The organism is Candidatus Omnitrophota bacterium (assembly GCA_041648975.1).
Lineage (GTDB): Bacteria > Omnitrophota > Gorgyraeia > 2-01-FULL-45-10 > 2-01-FULL-45-10 > JAQUSE01.
Genome location: JBAZNZ010000006.1, coordinates 1 through 16673 on the forward strand (window position 1 = coordinate 1; position 16673 = coordinate 16673).

The 16673-nt window shown below is 45.2% G+C and carries 22 protein-coding genes and 2 tRNA genes; all 24 read left to right on the forward strand.

Annotated elements, in window-relative coordinates; translation table 11 throughout:
* Positions 1-222, forward strand: a 222-nt coding sequence (locus tag WC592_02520) for a hypothetical protein (protein ID MFA4981329.1), incomplete at its 5' end; no start/stop codon positions are given.
* Positions 223-237: 15 nt separating this feature from the next.
* Positions 238-1332, forward strand: a complete 1095-nt coding sequence (gene mnmA / locus WC592_02525; protein MFA4981330.1) for a tRNA 2-thiouridine(34) synthase MnmA — start codon at positions 238-240, stop codon at positions 1330-1332.
* A gap of 25 nt (positions 1333-1357) precedes the next feature.
* The gene (gene larE / locus WC592_02530) at positions 1358-2149 is read left to right on the forward strand and encodes an ATP-dependent sacrificial sulfur transferase LarE (protein MFA4981331.1); all 792 of its coding nucleotides are present in this window, start codon (positions 1358-1360) and stop codon (positions 2147-2149) included.
* 48 nt (positions 2150-2197) lie between these two features.
* Positions 2198-2274: transfer RNA gene (locus tag WC592_02535), tRNA-Met, on the forward strand.
* Positions 2275-2430: 156 nt separating this feature from the next.
* The gene (locus WC592_02540; protein ID MFA4981332.1) at positions 2431-2850 is read left to right on the forward strand and encodes a hypothetical protein; all 420 of its coding nucleotides are present in this window, start codon (positions 2431-2433) and stop codon (positions 2848-2850) included.
* A gap of 2 nt (positions 2851-2852) precedes the next feature.
* The gene (tilS, locus tag WC592_02545) at positions 2853-3917 is read left to right on the forward strand and encodes a tRNA lysidine(34) synthetase TilS (GenBank protein MFA4981333.1); all 1065 of its coding nucleotides are present in this window, start codon (positions 2853-2855) and stop codon (positions 3915-3917) included.
* A gap of 180 nt (positions 3918-4097) precedes the next feature.
* Complete coding sequence (gene ftsH, locus WC592_02550) at positions 4098-6008, forward strand: ATP-dependent zinc metalloprotease FtsH (GenBank protein ID MFA4981334.1); 1911 nt, start codon at positions 4098-4100, stop codon at positions 6006-6008.
* Complete coding sequence (gene folP / locus WC592_02555; protein ID MFA4981335.1) at positions 5950-6855, forward strand: dihydropteroate synthase; 906 nt, start codon at positions 5950-5952, stop codon at positions 6853-6855. Before ftsH ends, folP begins: the two co-directional genes overlap by 59 nt.
* A gap of 1 nt (position 6856) precedes the next feature.
* Positions 6857-7645, forward strand: coding sequence for a diadenylate cyclase CdaA (cdaA, locus tag WC592_02560; GenBank protein MFA4981336.1), 789 nt, complete (start codon positions 6857-6859; stop codon positions 7643-7645).
* On the forward strand, positions 7642-8091 hold the full coding sequence (locus WC592_02565) for a YbbR-like domain-containing protein (GenBank protein ID MFA4981337.1): 450 nt from the start codon (positions 7642-7644) through the stop codon (positions 8089-8091). The genes cdaA and WC592_02565 overlap by 4 nt, the downstream gene beginning before the upstream one ends.
* A gap of 8 nt (positions 8092-8099) precedes the next feature.
* Entirely contained in the window at positions 8100-8813 is a 714-nt protein-coding gene (locus WC592_02570) for a pyridoxine 5'-phosphate synthase (GenBank protein MFA4981338.1), read from the forward strand.
* Positions 8810-9193 carry a holo-ACP synthase gene (acpS, locus tag WC592_02575; GenBank protein MFA4981339.1) on the forward strand — a complete coding sequence of 128 codons (384 nt, stop codon included), beginning with the start codon at positions 8810-8812 and terminating at the stop codon, positions 9191-9193. The genes WC592_02570 and acpS overlap by 4 nt, the downstream gene beginning before the upstream one ends.
* 2 nt (positions 9194-9195) lie before the next feature.
* Positions 9196-10059 carry an NAD(P)H-hydrate dehydratase gene (locus WC592_02580; protein MFA4981340.1) on the forward strand — a complete coding sequence of 288 codons (864 nt, stop codon included), beginning with the start codon at positions 9196-9198 and terminating at the stop codon, positions 10057-10059.
* Positions 10050-10125 (forward strand) — tRNA-Thr (locus tag WC592_02585). The genes WC592_02580 and WC592_02585 overlap by 10 nt, the downstream gene beginning before the upstream one ends.
* Before the next feature lie 876 nt (positions 10126-11001).
* Positions 11002-11250 carry a hypothetical protein gene (locus tag WC592_02590; GenBank protein MFA4981341.1) on the forward strand — a complete coding sequence of 83 codons (249 nt, stop codon included), beginning with the start codon at positions 11002-11004 and terminating at the stop codon, positions 11248-11250.
* 11 nt (positions 11251-11261) lie between these two features.
* The gene (locus WC592_02595) at positions 11262-11654 is read left to right on the forward strand and encodes a hypothetical protein (protein ID MFA4981342.1); all 393 of its coding nucleotides are present in this window, start codon (positions 11262-11264) and stop codon (positions 11652-11654) included.
* Between the two features lie 259 nt (positions 11655-11913).
* Complete coding sequence (locus WC592_02600) at positions 11914-12333, forward strand: hypothetical protein (GenBank protein MFA4981343.1); 420 nt, start codon at positions 11914-11916, stop codon at positions 12331-12333.
* The gene (locus WC592_02605; GenBank protein MFA4981344.1) at positions 12320-12865 is read left to right on the forward strand and encodes a hypothetical protein; all 546 of its coding nucleotides are present in this window, start codon (positions 12320-12322) and stop codon (positions 12863-12865) included. Before WC592_02600 ends, WC592_02605 begins: the two co-directional genes overlap by 14 nt.
* Positions 12866-12888: 23 nt before the next feature.
* Positions 12889-13254, forward strand: a complete 366-nt coding sequence (locus WC592_02610; GenBank protein ID MFA4981345.1) for a hypothetical protein — start codon at positions 12889-12891, stop codon at positions 13252-13254.
* Between the two features lie 162 nt (positions 13255-13416).
* Positions 13417-13962 carry a nucleotidyltransferase domain-containing protein gene (locus tag WC592_02615; GenBank protein ID MFA4981346.1) on the forward strand — a complete coding sequence of 182 codons (546 nt, stop codon included), beginning with the start codon at positions 13417-13419 and terminating at the stop codon, positions 13960-13962.
* Positions 13959-14366: a hypothetical protein gene (locus tag WC592_02620; GenBank protein MFA4981347.1), complete on the forward strand. Its 408-nt coding sequence runs from the start codon at positions 13959-13961 to the stop codon at positions 14364-14366. The genes WC592_02615 and WC592_02620 overlap by 4 nt, the downstream gene beginning before the upstream one ends.
* Positions 14367-14737: 371 nt before the next feature.
* Entirely contained in the window at positions 14738-15331 is a 594-nt protein-coding gene (locus WC592_02625) for a hypothetical protein (protein MFA4981348.1), read from the forward strand.
* A gap of 79 nt (positions 15332-15410) precedes the next feature.
* Positions 15411-15950 (forward strand): hypothetical protein, encoded by a 540-nt coding sequence (locus WC592_02630; protein ID MFA4981349.1) that lies wholly within the window; start codon positions 15411-15413, stop codon positions 15948-15950.
* 19 nt (positions 15951-15969) lie between these two features.
* On the forward strand, positions 15970-16569 hold the full coding sequence (locus WC592_02635; protein MFA4981350.1) for a hypothetical protein: 600 nt from the start codon (positions 15970-15972) through the stop codon (positions 16567-16569).
* The last annotated feature ends 104 nt before the right edge of the window (positions 16570-16673 follow it).

The window sequence follows — 16673 nt, forward strand, 5'->3', positions numbered from 1 at the left end:
ATCCTTTCCGGCGGCCTCATGCCGAAAAGAAGGAGCCTTAAACACCTGGAGAAGTCCCAGATCCCGGTCCTCATAACAAAAGAGGATACTTATGCGATAGCGTCGCGGGTACATTCGCTCGTCGTCAAACTTAAACCCCAGGACGTCCAGAAGATCAAGATAATCGTCGATATGGTGGAGAAATATCTGGACATAGACAAGATCCTCGACAATCTGAGATGATATTATTTTTTTAATATGAAGATTTCGAAAGATACAAGGATAGCCGTCGCCATGTCAGGCGGAGTGGATTCGTCGCTAGCGGCCGCTTTATTGAAAAAAGAAGGCTATAACGTGATCGGCCTGACATTCAGGATGTGGCCGAAAGAGGAGTGCGGTTCAAGCGCAGGGAGGGCATGCTGCAACCTGGAGGCTGTGACAAGGGCGAGGGCAGTCGCTGAGGACCTAGACATTCCATATTATGTCTTCGATTTTAGCGAAGAGTTCAAGCGGGAAGTGATCGATTATTTTTGCGGGGAATATTTGAAGGGGCTCACGCCGAACCCGTGCGTCGTATGCAACGAAAAGATAAAGTTCTCGCTCCTGCTTGAAAAAGCGAAGTCGCTCGGTTGCGAATATATAGCTACCGGCCATTACGCGAATATATCGAAAAGCAAGAAGACCGGGAGGTTCCTGCTCAAAGAAGGCAAGGACAAGTCGAAAGACCAGTCGTACTTTCTCTTCAGCCTTAAACAGGAACAATTGAAGCATATACTGTTTCCATTGGGAGCTATAACGAAGGCAAGAACGCGGTTTTTGGCAAAGGGATTCAAGTTGAAAACTCACAACACCGTGTCCAGCCAGGATATCTGTTTTATTCAGGACCTTAATTACGCTGACTATATAATGAAAAAAACAGGAATAAAGATAAAGCCTGGAGATATAGTCGATTTAAACGGCAATATCTTGGGGCGGCATAAGGGTATACCCTTCTATACGATAGGACAGCGGAGGGGCTTAGGCGTGGCATATAGTGAGCCGCTTTACGTAACAGGAATAGACATGAAAATGAACCGGATAGTTGTAGGGACAAAGAATGATATGTTGAAGACCGGGTTGGCAGCCGACAGATTAAACTGGATAGCGGTGGAGGGTATCAATAAGCCGTTTAAGACGCTGGCGAGGATACGATATAACGCGAAAAAGGCAAAGGCTGTCGTATCTAAGTCAGCCGGCGGCGCGGTAAAGGTAGAATTCGACGACCCGCAGAGCGCTCCTACGCCGGGCCAGGCGGTCGTGTTTTACGATAAAGATGTTGTTGTGGGCGGAGGTTGGATAAAGGAAAGTAATTAATCACTTAATCACTGAGGCTAAAATCATGAATAAGCTGGCTCGACTGCATAAGATGTTGCGGCAGTTGAGGCGGGTTGTTATCGCCTATTCCGGCGGGCTCGACAGCACGTTCCTGCTTAAAGCGGCCGTAGACACGCTTGGGCTGGACAATGTGCTTGCCGTAACCGCTAAGTCCGAGACATATCCTGACACTGAATATAAAGAGGCTAAACGTATAGCAAAGTCGATAGGCGCGCGCCACCTGACGATACATACAGACGAGCTCGGAATAGCGAATTTCAAACGCAATCCAGTCAATCGCTGTTATTATTGCAAGAAAGAACTTTTTAAGAGACTCGACGCCATAAGAAAGAAATATGGGATGAAATATGTTCTTGACGGCACAAATTACGACGACCTGAAAGACATCCGCTACGGCAGGAAAGCCGCAAAAGAGCTGGGCGTACGAAGCCCACTGCTGGAATCCGGGATGACCAAATCTGATATTCGGAAATTTTCAAGGAGGCTCAAGCTCCCGACATGGGATAAACCGTCCTTTGCCTGTCTTGCCTCGCGATTCCCGTTCCACAGCGACATTACGCGAAAAGACCTGGTCAGGCTTGACAGGGCAGAGGAATATTTGAGACGACTGGGCATAAAGCAGATACGGGTGCGGATGCACGGCGATATGACGAGACTTGAGGTATGTGTGGGCGATCTCACAAGAGCTGTGAAAATGAGAAAGACAATAGTACGCAAATTGAAGGATCTAGGGTTTAAATATGTATCGCTGGACCTTCAGGGTTACCGCACCGGAAGCATGCATGAGGGAACCTAAGATTTCACTTTTTTAATATTTTATGTCATGCTATAATAGCCAAAATTCGGCGGGGTAGCTCAGTCTGGCAGAGCAGTCGGCTCATACCCGGCGTGTCACTGGTTCAAATCCAGTCCCCGCTACCAATTTTCGCTTCTACCTAAGTCATACGAAAATTGATCCTGAGGAAGTTGGAGTTAGACTGCATGCTGACGAAGGACTTCCTTTAAAAGGACGCCAATCTCTTCCCGTAAGAACTCTTATGGATTCAACGGAGAATTCTATATAAATAGGAGCTGCTTATGAAAAAGATATTGCTGCTTGCTGCTATAATTGTAATATCAGTCGTTGCGACAACGGCTGTATTTGCCAGACGAGGCGCTATAGGTCCCGCGGGGCCGGTGCCGCGGGTCAGCTACATCGAGCCGAAGAACGATTCCACTGTGGATCTATCCGGCAAAGACCTGCTGACATTTAGATGGAACAATGTCCCTATGCCGGGCGGAGGGCGGGAGTCTTTCAGGTTTACGCTATACAAAGGGCGCGGTTATGATGTACTGGTCAAGAAAGTCATTGATGAGAGGACATTTTCGATAGAGGTCCCTTCAGATATGTTTGAGGATGGCAGAGAGTACTCCTGGAGGGTTATGCAACGCGACGGAAAGAGCATGGCTTGGAGCCGGTATGATATATGGTACTTCAGAGTCAATAAAAAGAGATGATCGTGAAGAGAGATAGACAGAATTTGACAGAGAGGGTGCTTAAGACCGTGCGCAATTACGGTATGATCAAACCGGGCAGTATTGTGCTCGCCGCAGTGTCCGGCGGCCCCGATTCGGTATTCCTGCTCCATACACTAAACGCCCTAAAACGCAAACTTAAGTTAAAAGAACTGATCGTGTGCAACCTGGATCACGGGTTGAGGGGCGCGGAATCGGCCGAGGATTCTCTTTTTGTCGGACGGCTGGCGAAAGAATTGGGGTTGAAGATAATATATAAAAATATTGACCTGCTTAAAGAAAGATCGAAAGAGCTTTCTCCCGAAGAGATGGCCCGCGAGGCGCGATATAATTTCTTCAGGGACGCGGCTAAAGAGACAAAAGCCGACATTATCGCAACCGGCCATACTCTCGACGACCAGGCTGAGACGATACTTATGCGCATCATAAAAGGCTCCTCTCTTAAAGGGATCGTCGGCATTTCGCCCGTAAGGGAAGAGCGCAGTTTATCATTCGTGAGGCCGCTCATCGAGCTTGAGAAAGAAGAGATCATACGATATCTCGATGGCGACGGCATTCCTTACCGCATAGACAGCTCGAATCTGAGCTCTAAATATTTCAGGAACCTGGTAAGAAAAGAAGTTATTCCGTTCCTGGAACGGTATAATCCCCGATTGAAACGCGTATTGTTCAACCTCGCCGAGCACCTTAGGGAAGATTTTGAGTTTATTGCGGGCGAAAAGGCCAAAAGTAGAAGCGGTATATCCGCGCGTCCTGACGGATCGGTCGAGATATGTCTTAAGGACATAGTGGTTCAGCCAAAGGCGCTGCAGAAGGAAGTGCTGAGGGATCTTCTGGAGAAAGCGGGCGGGTCTGTTAAGAAACTTTCGTTCAGGCATTGGAAAGAGATGGAGGGGCTCATCAGAGACAGGCATAAAGGTAATTCTGTCGACCTCCCGGGCGGCGTGCGTATCATGCGGACCGACAAGGCGCTTGTCCTCGGTCGTCCCTCGCTTTGTTCGGGATGGGGCCAGTGTGAAATCGATAGCGTCAGAGACCTCGGCACTTAGCTAACGCATGGCTTAATAAACTTGGCCTCGGTCGGAGACCTCGGCACTTAGCTAACACCATGGCTTAATAAACTTGGCCTCGGTCGGAGACCTCGGCACTTAGCTAACACCATGGCTTAATAAACTTGCCATGTTTGAATTGTTTTGGTAAAATGACGTCACAAAGGAGCTTAAAATATAATGGCAAATAAAAACACAAAGAATCCGTTGAAACCGCAAAAGGGCGGCAGCAATTTCATAATATGGCTTTTCGTCTTTCTAGGCCTTTTCTGGCTGCTTAATAACATCAATCAGGGCATGGAGAAGCCGGTCCAGGATGTCGCCTATGCCAATTTCTTTGATATCTTGAAGGACAACCAGGCCAGCCAGAAGATAAAATCCTGCACTAAGACTGAAAACATTCTTAGGGGCGAGTTCTCGAATGGGACGAAGTTTGCCGTAAATATACCCGAGAACGACCAGGACCTGATGAGACTCCTGCGCGAGAACGTCAAGAATTTTGACATAAGGCCGCCGAAGACTCTCTGGGTTAACCTCTTTTATTCGCTCGGACCTATGTTCCTATTCATACTGTTCCTGTGGCTGTTCGCCTACAGGTCGCCGGGCGGAGGCGGGGGGAAGATATGGTCTTTCGGAAAGTCCAGAGTGACTCTTGCGTCCGACCAGAATAACAAGAAAACTTTCGAGGACGTCGCGGGCGTTGACGAGGCGAAGGAAGAGTTGAAAGAGGTAATAGAATTCTTGAAAGATCCAAAAAAGTTTCAGAGGCTCGGCGGAAAGATACCTAAAGGAGTCCTTTTAATGGGGCCTCCGGGAACAGGCAAGACCCTTTTGGCCAAAGCGGTCGCCGGCGAGGCGAGCGTGCCGTTCCTGTCGATATCGGGCTCTGATTTCGTGGAGATGTTCGTCGGCGTCGGCGCATCCCGCGTGCGTGACTTGTTCGACCAGGCGAAGAAATCGGCGAAGCAATCCGGACGCGGCGCCATCATATTCATAGATGAGATCGACGCTGTCGGCAGGCAGAGGTTCGCCGGCATAGGCGGCGGACATGACGAACGGGAGCAGACCCTGAACGCGCTTCTCGTCGAGATGGACGGATTCAATACTCAGGAAGGCGTCATATTGATAGCGGCGACTAACAGGCCCGACGTGCTCGATCCGGCGCTCCTCAGGCCCGGAAGGTTCGACCGCCAGATAGTGATCGACAGGCCGGACATTGTCGGACGCGAGGCGATACTTAAAGTCCATACGCGGAACATTAAACTCGATAAGAAGGCGGAGCTTAACTCGCTTGCGCGCCAGACCTCCGGTTTTTCGGGGGCTGACCTCGCCAACCTGGTAAATGAGGCGGCACTCCTGGCGGCAAGACGCAACAAAGAGACCGTAACGATGGTCGAGCTTCAGGAATCCATAGACAGAGTTATGGCCGGCCCGGAAAGAAAATCTAAGGTCATATCAAAGCCGGAAAAGAAGATAATCTCGTATCATGAATCAGGCCACGCTCTGCTGGCGCTCGTGATCCCGGGAGCGGATCCGCTTCATAAAGTATCCATATTGCCGCGCGGGATGGCGCTCGGTTACACTATAAGGATGCCTCTCGAGGACAGGTATATAGTCACCAAGGAAGAGCTCTTGAACAGGATAACCGGCATACTGGGAGGCAGAGCAAGCGAGGATCTGATCTTCAGCGAGCTGTCGACAGGCGCCCAGAACGACCTCGAGGTATCTACCGCGATCGCGAGAAAAATGGTCACGAGGTTCGGTATGAGCGAAAAATTGGGCCACCTGACATTCGGCCACAGAGAAGAGCAGGTCTTCCTGGGCCGCGACCTGATAGATGAACGCAATTACAGCGACCAGACAGCGCTCGTTATAGATCAGGAGATCAGGAAGATAATCGATGACTGTTATACCAGGGCAAAGGACGAGTTGAGCAAGCATAAAGACAAGCTTAAGACCCTTGCCGAAAAACTCCTGGAAAAAGAGGTAATGGAAGTAGAAGAGATAAGGGTCCTTCTGGGATATAAAAAGGATGAAAAACCTGATCCGAGTAGCTCCGTTAACCCGCCCAGCCAAAACAAGACAGCCTGATATCGATATAGAGATCGGCAGGTTTCGTCTCGCCTTCAGCGTCAGGACATACGTTATGGGGATCCTGAACGTAACTCCCGATTCCTTTTCCGACGGAGGAAAGTTCTTCGACAAGGATAAGGCCGTGAAGCATGCCATGGATATGGCGCGCGAAGGAGCGGACATTATAGACGTCGGAGGGGAGTCTGCAAGGCCCGGCTCAACCGAGATCAGCGTTGAAGAAGAGCTCGATCGCGTCATGCCGGTCGTGGAGGCCATGGCAGGGAAAGCGGGCGTCCCTGTGTCGATAGATACACGAAAAGGGAAAGTGGCTGAGGCCGCATTGAGGGCCGGCGCGAAAATAGTGAATGACATTTCGGGATTCAAGTATGATCCGTATCTGGCTGCCGTTACCGCGCGATATGACGCAGCTGTCATATTGATGCACATGCGCGGGACGCCTCTAGATATGCAGAAGGCGCCGCGCTACAAGAATGTGATGAAAGAGGTTGCCGGGGAATTGCAGCGATCTATCAAGATCGCCGTCGATGCGGGTGTGAAAAAGGAGAAGGTGATCATAGATCCCGGTATAGGTTTTTCAAAGACTGCCGAACACAATCTCGTCATCCTCAACAGGCTTGATGAGATCAAGGCTCTGGGCTATCCGGTCTGCGTCGGGACTTCGAGAAAGTCATTCATAGGAAAGGTCCTGGGCATCGAGGGTACGAATAACAGGCTGGCAGGTACGCTGGCTACATGTGTAATGGCGATCATGAAGGGCGCCAATATTTTAAGGGTCCATGATGTCAGGGAGGTTGTTGCGGTAAGTCGTATGACCGACAGCGTATTACGGGAAAGGGCCTTTTGATATGTCATATATTTCGAACTGGAAGATAATCCTGGAACTGGCGCTTCTATGGTATGTGATATATATGGTACTCCTATTTGTGAAAGGCACGCGTTCGGAGCATCTCCTTAAGGGCCTCCTCATCATAGCATTGATATTCACCATTACCCAGCAACTGAAGCTGGACACCATAAATTGGGTGCTCACAAGGCTCGTTCCGATATCTGTAATCGGGCTCGTTGTAATATTCCAGCCGGAGCTTCGTCGGGGCCTCGCGAGGCTGGGACAGCTTGGCGTCCCGCAGGAGAACGTCGAGGCGATCGACGAGATAGCGAGGGCGTCCTCGGATCTCAGCAAGAGGAAGATAGGCGCTCTTATGGTCATAGACAGAGGGAGCGAGCTGAAAAGCTATGTCGAGAGCGGCACGCAGCTTGACAGCAAGGTCAGCGATTATCTCCTGGTTTCGATATTCACGCATCAATCGCCGCTCCATGACGGCGCTGTCATAATCCAACAGGGACGGTTGACGGCCGCGGGATGCGTATTGCCGCTGCCACAGGACGACAAGGATATCCCGCGCTCTCTCGGTATGCGGCACCGCGCGGCAGTGGGTATAAGCGAAGAGACCGACGCGCTCTGCGTAGTGGTGAGCGAAGAGACGGGTGCGATCTCGGTTGCCAGCGGAGGCAACCTGACATACGATATCGGGGAAGATAACCTATCTAAAGTGCTTAAGAGCATACTATATAAGCCGTCGGACCAGAAGACGCCGTTTTCGCATATCTGGTCCAAAAAGAGGAAGGCAACTTGAGGATCCCGGAGTTCATTAAAAGTTTTTTTACTAAAAATATAGGACTTAAGGTAACGGCGTTGCTGCTGACATTGGTCCTATGGTTCTACGTCGTCGGAGAGCTTAATAAGGGCAGCGAGGAAGAGAAGCATTTCCTGAATAAGATACTTCCGTCGGGAGACGTTGCGGCTAAACAGCTTTCCATACAACCAGTATTCATAGGCAAGCCTCGGCCCGGTTATGCGATAGACATATCGTCAGTGATGGTCGAGCCTGATTACTGTATCGTCATAGGGACAAAGGAACTGCTGGGCAAGATACGGGTAGCGTACACTATGCCGATAGACATTGCCGGCGCATCCAGGTCGCTGATCCGGCCCGTGGCGCTTAGCCCGATCGCGCCCGGTGTTTATATGGAAGAGACGTTCGTGCAGGTCACTGTGCCGATCGAAAAGATCAGGCAATAGGATCATTTATGGTTAAACTCGGCGTCAATATAGACCACGTTGCCACTTTGAGAGAGGCGAGAAAGACCTATATGCCGGATCCGGTAGAAGCGGCCCGGATATGCTTAAAAGCAGGCTGCGATTCGATTGTATGCCATTTGCGGGAAGACAGAAGGCATATAAAGGATGCGGATGTGTTGCGGCTGAGAAAGATCCGGGGCATGAGGCTTAATCTCGAGATGTCGGCGGTGAAAGATATAGTAGATTTCGCGTGTAAGGTGAAGCCTGACCAGGCTACGCTTGTGCCTGAGCGAAGACAGGAGGTCACGACCGAAGGCGGCCTTGATGTAAAAAAGAATTATAATAAAATAAAATCTGTCGTATCGAGGCTGAAGCGTGCCGGCATTGAGGTCAGCCTATTCATCAATCCGTCGAAACAACAGGTGGATGCGTCGGCTGATTCCGGCGCTGCGATCATAGAGTTCCATACGGGCGAATATGCCAACGCCGCTTCGAAAGCGGCACGAAGGCGCCAACTAGGTATCCTGAAAGATGAAACCGCATACGCTTTGTCGAAGGGTCTCGAAGTTAATGCCGGACATGGATTGAATTACGATAATACGGCTGATGTCGCGGCGATCAAAGGCATGAATGAATTGAATATCGGCCACTCTATTATTTGCAGGGCCGTCTTTGTAGGGATGGAAAGGGCGGTCGAAGAGATGCTGGAGATTATAAGATGATATTCGGCGCCGGTGTCGACATAGTCGAGGTATTCAGGATGAGAGACGCTATAAATAAGTGGGAGCACAGCTTCCTGTCGAAGATATTTACCGAGAAAGAGATCGGTTACTCGATATCACGGAGGTTCTCTTACCAGCACTTTGCCGCCAGGTTCGCGGCAAAAGAGGCGGTTATCAAGGCGTTCGGCGAGCCCCGCAAATTTCCCATCAAATGGACGGACGTCGAGGTATTGAACGATAAAGAGGGTAAGCCCATGATAGAATTCCGCGGCGACGCGCTTAAGCTGAAAAAGAGGAAGAAGATCGACCGGATAATCGTCAGCATGTCCCATTCCAAGAATTACGCGATAGCGAACGTTATATTGATGAAGAAAGGTTAGCGATGCAGCAGATAAAAGACGCGCTGACGAAGTTCCCTAAAAGGGCGACGGATGCGCATAAGGGTGACTTCGGCCACGTCCTTGTCATGGCGGGATCGTGCGGATATACCGGTGCTGCGTATCTCGCGAGCCAGGCCTCAGCGCTTTCGGGCAGCGGACTCGTGACCCTTGCGATAGCGAAAAGCCTGTACGGTGTGCTAGCGTCAAAATTGACGGAGGTAATGGTCCGTCCGTTCATCGAGACTAAAGACGGTTCCCTAAGTCTCCTGGCCGAAAAAGACCTTGTCGGCTTTGCGCATAAATGTAATTCTATCGCGATCGGCCCTGGACTGTCGCAGAATAAGGAGACGCAGCGGCTTGTAAGGAATCTACTGGAAAAACTCGACAAGCCGGTTGTACTTGACGCGGACGGTATTAACGCATTTGTAGGATGCCTGGATGCCCTGAAAAATTCGAAGCGACCGCTTGTAATGACACCTCATCCGGGAGAGTTGGCGAGGCTGATAGGGAAAGAGGCGGAAGAGATTCAGAAGGATAGAAAAAATATTGCTTTAAGCTTTGCTAATGAGTATAATACGGTCTTAGTTTTAAAGGGGCACAACACTGTCATTGCAGAACCGGGCGGCGAATATTATGTGAATGAGACCGGCAACGTTGGGATGGCTTCCGGCGGCACAGGCGATGTGTTGACAGGAATAATAGCTAGCTTCATAGGACAGGGGCTAGATCCTTTTACAGCCGCTGTGTTGGGCGTATATTTTCACGGCCTGGCCGGCGATGAGGCGGCTAAAGAGAAGGGCCAACTCAGCCTGCTCGCTACGGATATATTAAATAAGTTGCCGGAAGTTTTGACGGTGCTGGGGTAGCTCAATTGGCAGAGCACCGCATTTGTAATGCGGACGTTGAAGGTTCAATTCCTTTCCCCAGCTCCAAGTTATTTAAGTCGAAATAGTACAGATAGGAATTGAAGCGAATACAATAAATATTTATATAAATGCGAAAATTAAATAAATATAAAATCAAATCATTGTATTGGAATAAGGATTATACAGCTATACGCATTCACGCGTTAATCTAAAGAAGGCAAGAATATACTGGCATAAAATAACAGGAGTGCCGCTTGCTCAATTTACTAAGCCATATGTACGAAAAGGAAATCCGAATCTAAGCAATAGAAAATTGCTTTACGGGCTTGTCCATATTCGCTATAATGACAAAAAGCTGTTGGAAACGATACATAATTGGATTGATATATATGTAGATCAGTTTAGTGGTGAGGTACCATAGCGGCCAAATGGACCAGACTGTGGTGAACGCAGCGTCATGAAGAAATTCATGATGGAAAAGCGGGTGAATTCAGGGGAGCCCTTAATAGCGAAACATTAAGGGGAATCCTGAGCCAAGCCTAGAACCGTAATGGTTCTTTGAAGGTGCAGAGACTAAGCGCCCGCCGCCTAAAGTTCGCAAGAACCAAGGTGATGAGATAGTCCAAGCCTCGAGGTAACTTGAGGGCCCTTGAAATCTGGCGGCGCAAGCCTTCGATGGTTCGAATCCATCCCTCACCACCAACTTAACAGATTTATTGCATAAGTTCTATAGTGTCAGTGAGTTATGCGACCTGGAGATTTTAGACTTTAACAAAAAGCCATTAAAATTGGTTCCGGTAAAAATATTTTCTGTCTAATATGGAAAGAGGTCTACAACGAATTAACTCTTGAAAATTATAGATTCAGAAAAAGGATCTGTATGTAAATGAGACAAAGCGCTGGCTGGTATGGCCAGCGCTTTTAATTTGGGGGTAATGAGGTATGAATGCTGACGATTATATAGGGAAAGGCTCGGAACATATAGCAAAGGCTATTGCAGGGGTTGCGAAAGAGCCTCCGTCATGGCAACAATTATTACTTCAGGAGTATTTGAAGGTGGAATTAAACAGAGAACTAATAGAGAGCCAAAGGAAGCATCAGGACGATTCAATTAAGCAGATGAAGCACCTTGTTTATGCAACGTGGGGATTAGTCGTGGCAACGTTGTTATTGGTGCTAATAAAGCATTAAAAGGAGAGGCTATGGGATATTTGATAGGTTTTTATCATAACGCGTGGGGATTGGTTCCATTTGCTTTAGTGGCATCTTTAGTGTTGTTTTTATTCAGAAGGTGTGGCTTCATCAAATATTTCTCTGTTTTATGGTTGGTTCTAATTGGATACGAATATTCACAAGTCTATGGTGGGAATGTCTATGGAGCTATGATACAGAGTGGAATGGCAAGGACTTATTCTAAAGTGGTGGGTTATCTTGTGGGGTATCTGTATTTTTCTATCGTTGCTTCTGTTCCATTTATTTTTATGGATGTAATAAAGAGTAAACTAGCTAAAAAACTATATCTTTTGATGTTCGTTATATTTATGTGGGTAACGCCATTTATATGTGAATTTATCGGAGATATTGCGAAAAGATAAGTAGGTAGTAGAGAATGAGGAATTATGGGACGCGTCAAAAAAGGACACGCAGTTTGAGTGGAATGCCCCCAAAGTGACACGTCCCTAATAGCTGCCTTTGCTGCGCAATGCAGAAAGAGGTGTGAAACGAACAAAAACTTGAAGATTTTAGATATAGAAAACGGATCCGTGTAAATTGGGAGAAGCGCTGGCTATTGTATAGTCTGCGCTTTTTTGCTTGAACGCGTATTTTGTGAGTCATGGCAAGGAGATGGTAATTATGATGAAAATTTTAGCGTATATATTCTTCGCATATCTTTACATATCAGTTGGCGTATTTATTTACTTCTTGATTCGTGATAAACGAGGGAAAGTGCCTTATAATCCTAATAACCTAAATGGCTTGTCAGCGATTTTTTCGCTTGGAACACTTATTATGCTTTGGTTAATTTTAAGCATAGGCATAGAAAAGTTTTTACTTGCACCCATACCTTATTCTTGGGGGTGGCACGAAGGAGAAGGAGTTAAGAATTCATTAAGATTCAATTTAGCTTGGATGATTGCTCTTGCAATATCAGTTTATATATTTTGGATTATAGGAGAGCTTCAAAGGAAAGAAAAGGTTATAAAAGAGTTGCAAGCTCGGTATCAAAAATTAAAGGGGACAGATAAAGGGGAGTGCAAAAATGGGCATGGCTAATCTTTCAGACATAAAATCAGAGCCGATTCTTCTCAAAGATAAGGAGTGGAGCTTGATTGATGGCGAGCTTTGTCTTGTAACGGAATTTTTCCCAATGATGGGGAGTAGCGTTAAGGATGGGGTTGTAATATCGCCCAGCACCTCCGCCCCTTACGCAAAAATTACTATTAGATGTAAAAAAATACCCACTGAAATAACCGCCTTTATAACACATTCCATTGACTTTGCTAACCTTTGGGATGCCTTTAGGTATAGAGAAACACATAATAAGACCGATGAGATACTTATTTATTGGTCAACGAAGCATTATAATAGTGTCATTGCAAAGATAATATCCTCGGTTATGCTAACTATCCTCGGTGGCACGTCTCTGCCGAAAATCCTTATTATGCTTCGTCCTAACGGTGCTTATGAAAAAAGCGGGAGTGATTCAAGATTGCCCCACGATATAAATGCAAATGTTTTTATATATGGCTCATTACCTATTAAGTGTTGGATACCTGATATTATGAATGAGGCAGTTAAACATTAAAAGCTAAATAGAGAGGTGCGAAAATGTCAGAGCAAAATCCTGCAACAATAATAAAAAACGCAGTAGAAGACCTTGCGGGGAAAATAATATTTTTATCAGGCGAAGTAGCAACTTTTAAGCAAGCTCTGTGCGACCTCGTAATCAAGGCGAATGATTCGAGCAATAAAATGCTTAAGGCTTCAAAGATGTATTTTGCAGGAAGTATTATTCTGTCAGCAGTTATAGCCTTTAGTGCGTTAGTTCCTAAGTGGGGTTTTGTATCCACTCAAGGCGGTTATACATTAAAGTATAATCAGGTTACAGGGAAAGCTGTTGTGTATAAATGTAATTATTCAACCGAAGGGAAGTATGTATACCAAGAATTCCCTGTCGAAAAATATAAGCCTTAAGATTTCGTTGTTAAAGAAATAAATGAACAATCAAGCCATAGCATATTGCGGATGCTTTACCGATATGCAGGAAATGTTGATTCTTGACAGCATACCTTTTTAGGTGTCTTGACACTACAGGTGTAATATGCTACACTTATCGGTGTAATGTGAGGAACGCATATGATCCCGCTTAAATCGACAATAACTAAAAAGATACTAAATTACTTTTTTGTCAATCCACAAGAAAGCTTATATGTAAATGAGCTGTCCCGGAAGCTATTTCTGGATAAAAGGAACCTGGTAAAAAAGATCAAGGAGCTAGAGGCTGAAGGGATATTGGTTCATGAGACGAGAGGCAACCTTAAGTTATATGCTATAAATGCTAGCTATCCTTTATATAAAGAATTTCGTAAAATTATCATGACAACGGTAGGAGTCGAGGAACAACTGAGGCATCTTTTAAAAGGAGTTACTGGAGTTAAAGAAGCGTATATTTATGGCTCATATGCGAAAAATGCTATGGATACTCATAGCGATATCGACGTTCTTATTGTAGGTAGTGTAGGTGTTGTAACCGTACAAAAGCACATAAGCAAGCTACAGAGAGAAATAGATAGGGAGATAAGCGTTACTGTTATGACCAAAAAGGACTTTACCCGGCGCGTAAAGGCAAAAGATCCCTTTATTAGTGGTGTGCTCAAACAAAAGCACATAAAGATAATATGATGAAATTCGAAGATAAATATTTCAAAGATTTTGTATTTACAAAGGATCAGGTCAAAAAGAATTTCGATAATGCCTTAAAAGATATTAAGATTGCGCGTCAAGATGCCATCCCGGATGTCAAATTCACATACTCTTATGATGCACTTATTAAAGGTGGTATTGCTTTGATAAGCAGCTACAACAAAAAAGTCAAAAGTGCGCCAGGGCATCATGTGAAGATTATAGAGATGGTTGCGAAAATATTAAATGACGACACAATTGAAGCTGTGGGCGGCGCTATGCGCTCAAAGCGCAATGTGGATTTCTACGATGGCGGGGTGGAGGTTACCGAAAAAGAGGCGTGCGAATATTTGGGTTTCGTAGACAGTATTTTGAAAAAAATTGAAAAAGCCTTAAATATCTGATAATATGCTTGCGGGTGAGGAAGTTTCTATATGTTAAGTTCGAGGCGAACCCTCACCACCAGTAATATCTACTCAGTTCGACTGAGTATTATAATACCCGCGTTGAAGATGGATTCGCAAAAAGGGTTTTTAAGGGAAAAAAGAATTTTTTCCCTTATCGGCGCACGAGAACATCTATGCGGAAGAAAGGATAACATTAAAAGGAAAACATCAGGTTTTCCTTTTAAGGAGCCCATAGCCTAAGTTCAGGGCGACGAATCCGTCCCTCACAATAGTTAAATGAGTGTGCTATGTGATAATTTTAGACCTAATAATACCCGTAAATTAGCATCCGCAGTTGTGGGGTGCTAATTTTATTTTAAGGGGGTAATGTGGAAGAAAAAAATCTAAACGAGACAATTAAAGAAGCGGTTACTGCAGAAAGCCGTAAAGACAGTTGGTTAGAAACGCTTGGCATATCATGGGAAGATGTTATTAAGGCACTTGAACAATCGGAGAAAGATGAGAAATATTTAACGGAATTAGCTAAAAAAACAGCATCTAATAAATCGAGACACTTTATAGTTGTGCGCAGTATAGTATTAGACATTCATTTGCTTTTGGATTATACCGTAAGCTCTGTCATTGGGTTTATGCTTGTCTTTCGGGGTGGACATCATGGAAAGGAATATAATGGGCAAGAGGTTCAGGAAATTATAGATTTTATACATGACAAGGTTGACTATGCAAAGAGGGTGCATATCATAGAGAGGCTGAAGATATTTAGCAAAGACGCTATCAAAATATTATATGCAGTTAATAATCTTCGAGTTGCTTTTGCTCACGGTAAAAAGAACGTAGAGTACAATTACTTCAATAAATCGGTATTTGATAAGAATACTATTGATAGACTACAGGCAGATAAAAACAAGGTATTGGGAGAATACTCGGAGTTTCTGAAGAATAGCACAGATAAGAAAACATAAGGAGAAGTAAGTAGCTGACGTTTAAACGTCAACTACTTTGTGGGTAACTAGAGTATTGGGATGAATTAAGAATAAAATAATGAAAATTAAGATTAGTAAAATTCAAGCCGCAGAAGCGCAGCTAAATGAAGCTATCTTTTTATTTTTTGATGAGGCTAATCCTGTAGTTATTGAAACATTGATAGGGGCTGTTATAGGTATATTGCGACCTATAGGTAAAAAATATGGCATTCAAGCCCCTTCCCATGATTCGGATAAAATAAAGCCAGAATATAAGAAGCTATGGATAGACACTCTTCATAAAGCTCAGAATTTTTTTAAACACGCTGATAATGATTCAGATGATATTTTATCTTACGAAAATGATATATTGCCTTTTTGCATTGTTGAAGCATGTCATTTGTTCAGATATGTCGCATCCGATAAATGCTTGAAATATCGACAGTCTCAGCCTGCCCTACTGTTTGAAATATGGTTTTGGCTGAAATATCCCCATTTATTAAAAGACTTAGCTGAGACTGAGAAATTCTTGCAGGCTGTAGGTATGCCAAAAAGTTTTAGTGTTGATGATTTCGAAGTGCTGAAAATGTTGGCAGATAAGTATCGGATAAAATTATAGTTTTCTATAAGTGGGGGGCATGATGGATACGATATTTTTTATTTCTATAGGTGTGGTTGGCATCATTAGTGTGCTCGTAGGATTTTTGCCGCAAGAAAAATTAAGCAGGCATCTTAAAATATTATTTCTTGTAATCACGGCAGCGTGTCTTATGTTTCAAGGGTTTTACGGGTTAAAAGAGAAGAGATCCTCGGATTATAAAAAATACAGAGATGACTTGTACCAAAACGATATGCTAACGGGGCAAAGTGAGATTTCGGATGGTATGAAGGAACTGAAAGAAAAAAGTAAAAAAGGTGTTTTAACAGAGGCCGAATATGGACTGTATATTTCCAATTATTTAGAAAGCATAGATCTTAGCTTAAAGCGCTTGGGTTGGAAACATAATAGAGAGCGGATCATTGATTATTATGAAGAAATTGCTAAGATTCCAGATTATTTTACTTTTCAAGAATGGAGTGCTGCCGAGGCATTTATATATAACTCGATGATGGATGAGATCAACAATAATTTCAGTGCTAGAAATATGTACGATAGTAGCGCAAGAACAAAAGTGCTGGAGAGTTTTGAGCGCGAACGCGGAAGGCTAATTACAGCAAAAGAAAGAGAGTTTAGTTAAAACAAGGGAATGAGAAGGGTGGCTCTATTAAATGTTAGATATGTTTGTTCCCGTAAAATATATTTACAATTATATTGACAAAAATATGTATATCGAGTATACTT

Bases quoted from the DNA above. Each gene is read 5' to 3' on its own strand.
- mnmA (MFA4981330.1), top strand. From the start codon at position 238: ATGAAGATTTCGAAAGATACAAGGATAGCCGTCGCCATGTCAGGCGGA.
- larE (MFA4981331.1), top strand. From the start codon at position 1,358: ATGAATAAGCTGGCTCGACTGCATAAGATGTTGCGGCAGTTGAGGCGG.
- WC592_02540 (MFA4981332.1), top strand. From the start codon at position 2,431: ATGAAAAAGATATTGCTGCTTGCTGCTATAATTGTAATATCAGTCGTT.
- ftsH (MFA4981334.1), top strand. From the start codon at position 4,098: ATGGCAAATAAAAACACAAAGAATCCGTTGAAACCGCAAAAGGGCGGC.
- folP (MFA4981335.1), top strand. From the start codon at position 5,950: ATGAAAAACCTGATCCGAGTAGCTCCGTTAACCCGCCCAGCCAAAACA.
- cdaA (MFA4981336.1), top strand. From the start codon at position 6,857: ATGTCATATATTTCGAACTGGAAGATAATCCTGGAACTGGCGCTTCTA.
- WC592_02570 (MFA4981338.1), top strand. From the start codon at position 8,100: ATGGTTAAACTCGGCGTCAATATAGACCACGTTGCCACTTTGAGAGAG.
- acpS (MFA4981339.1), top strand. From the start codon at position 8,810: ATGATATTCGGCGCCGGTGTCGACATAGTCGAGGTATTCAGGATGAGA.
- WC592_02580 (MFA4981340.1), top strand. From the start codon at position 9,196: ATGCAGCAGATAAAAGACGCGCTGACGAAGTTCCCTAAAAGGGCGACG.
- WC592_02590 (MFA4981341.1), top strand. From the start codon at position 11,002: ATGAATGCTGACGATTATATAGGGAAAGGCTCGGAACATATAGCAAAG.
- WC592_02595 (MFA4981342.1), top strand. From the start codon at position 11,262: ATGGGATATTTGATAGGTTTTTATCATAACGCGTGGGGATTGGTTCCA.
- WC592_02600 (MFA4981343.1), top strand. From the start codon at position 11,914: ATGATGAAAATTTTAGCGTATATATTCTTCGCATATCTTTACATATCA.
- WC592_02605 (MFA4981344.1), top strand. From the start codon at position 12,320: ATGGGCATGGCTAATCTTTCAGACATAAAATCAGAGCCGATTCTTCTC.
- WC592_02610 (MFA4981345.1), top strand. From the start codon at position 12,889: ATGTCAGAGCAAAATCCTGCAACAATAATAAAAAACGCAGTAGAAGAC.
- WC592_02615 (MFA4981346.1), top strand. From the start codon at position 13,417: ATGATCCCGCTTAAATCGACAATAACTAAAAAGATACTAAATTACTTT.
- WC592_02620 (MFA4981347.1), top strand. From the start codon at position 13,959: ATGATGAAATTCGAAGATAAATATTTCAAAGATTTTGTATTTACAAAG.
- WC592_02630 (MFA4981349.1), top strand. From the start codon at position 15,411: ATGAAAATTAAGATTAGTAAAATTCAAGCCGCAGAAGCGCAGCTAAAT.
- WC592_02635 (MFA4981350.1), top strand. From the start codon at position 15,970: ATGATGGATACGATATTTTTTATTTCTATAGGTGTGGTTGGCATCATT.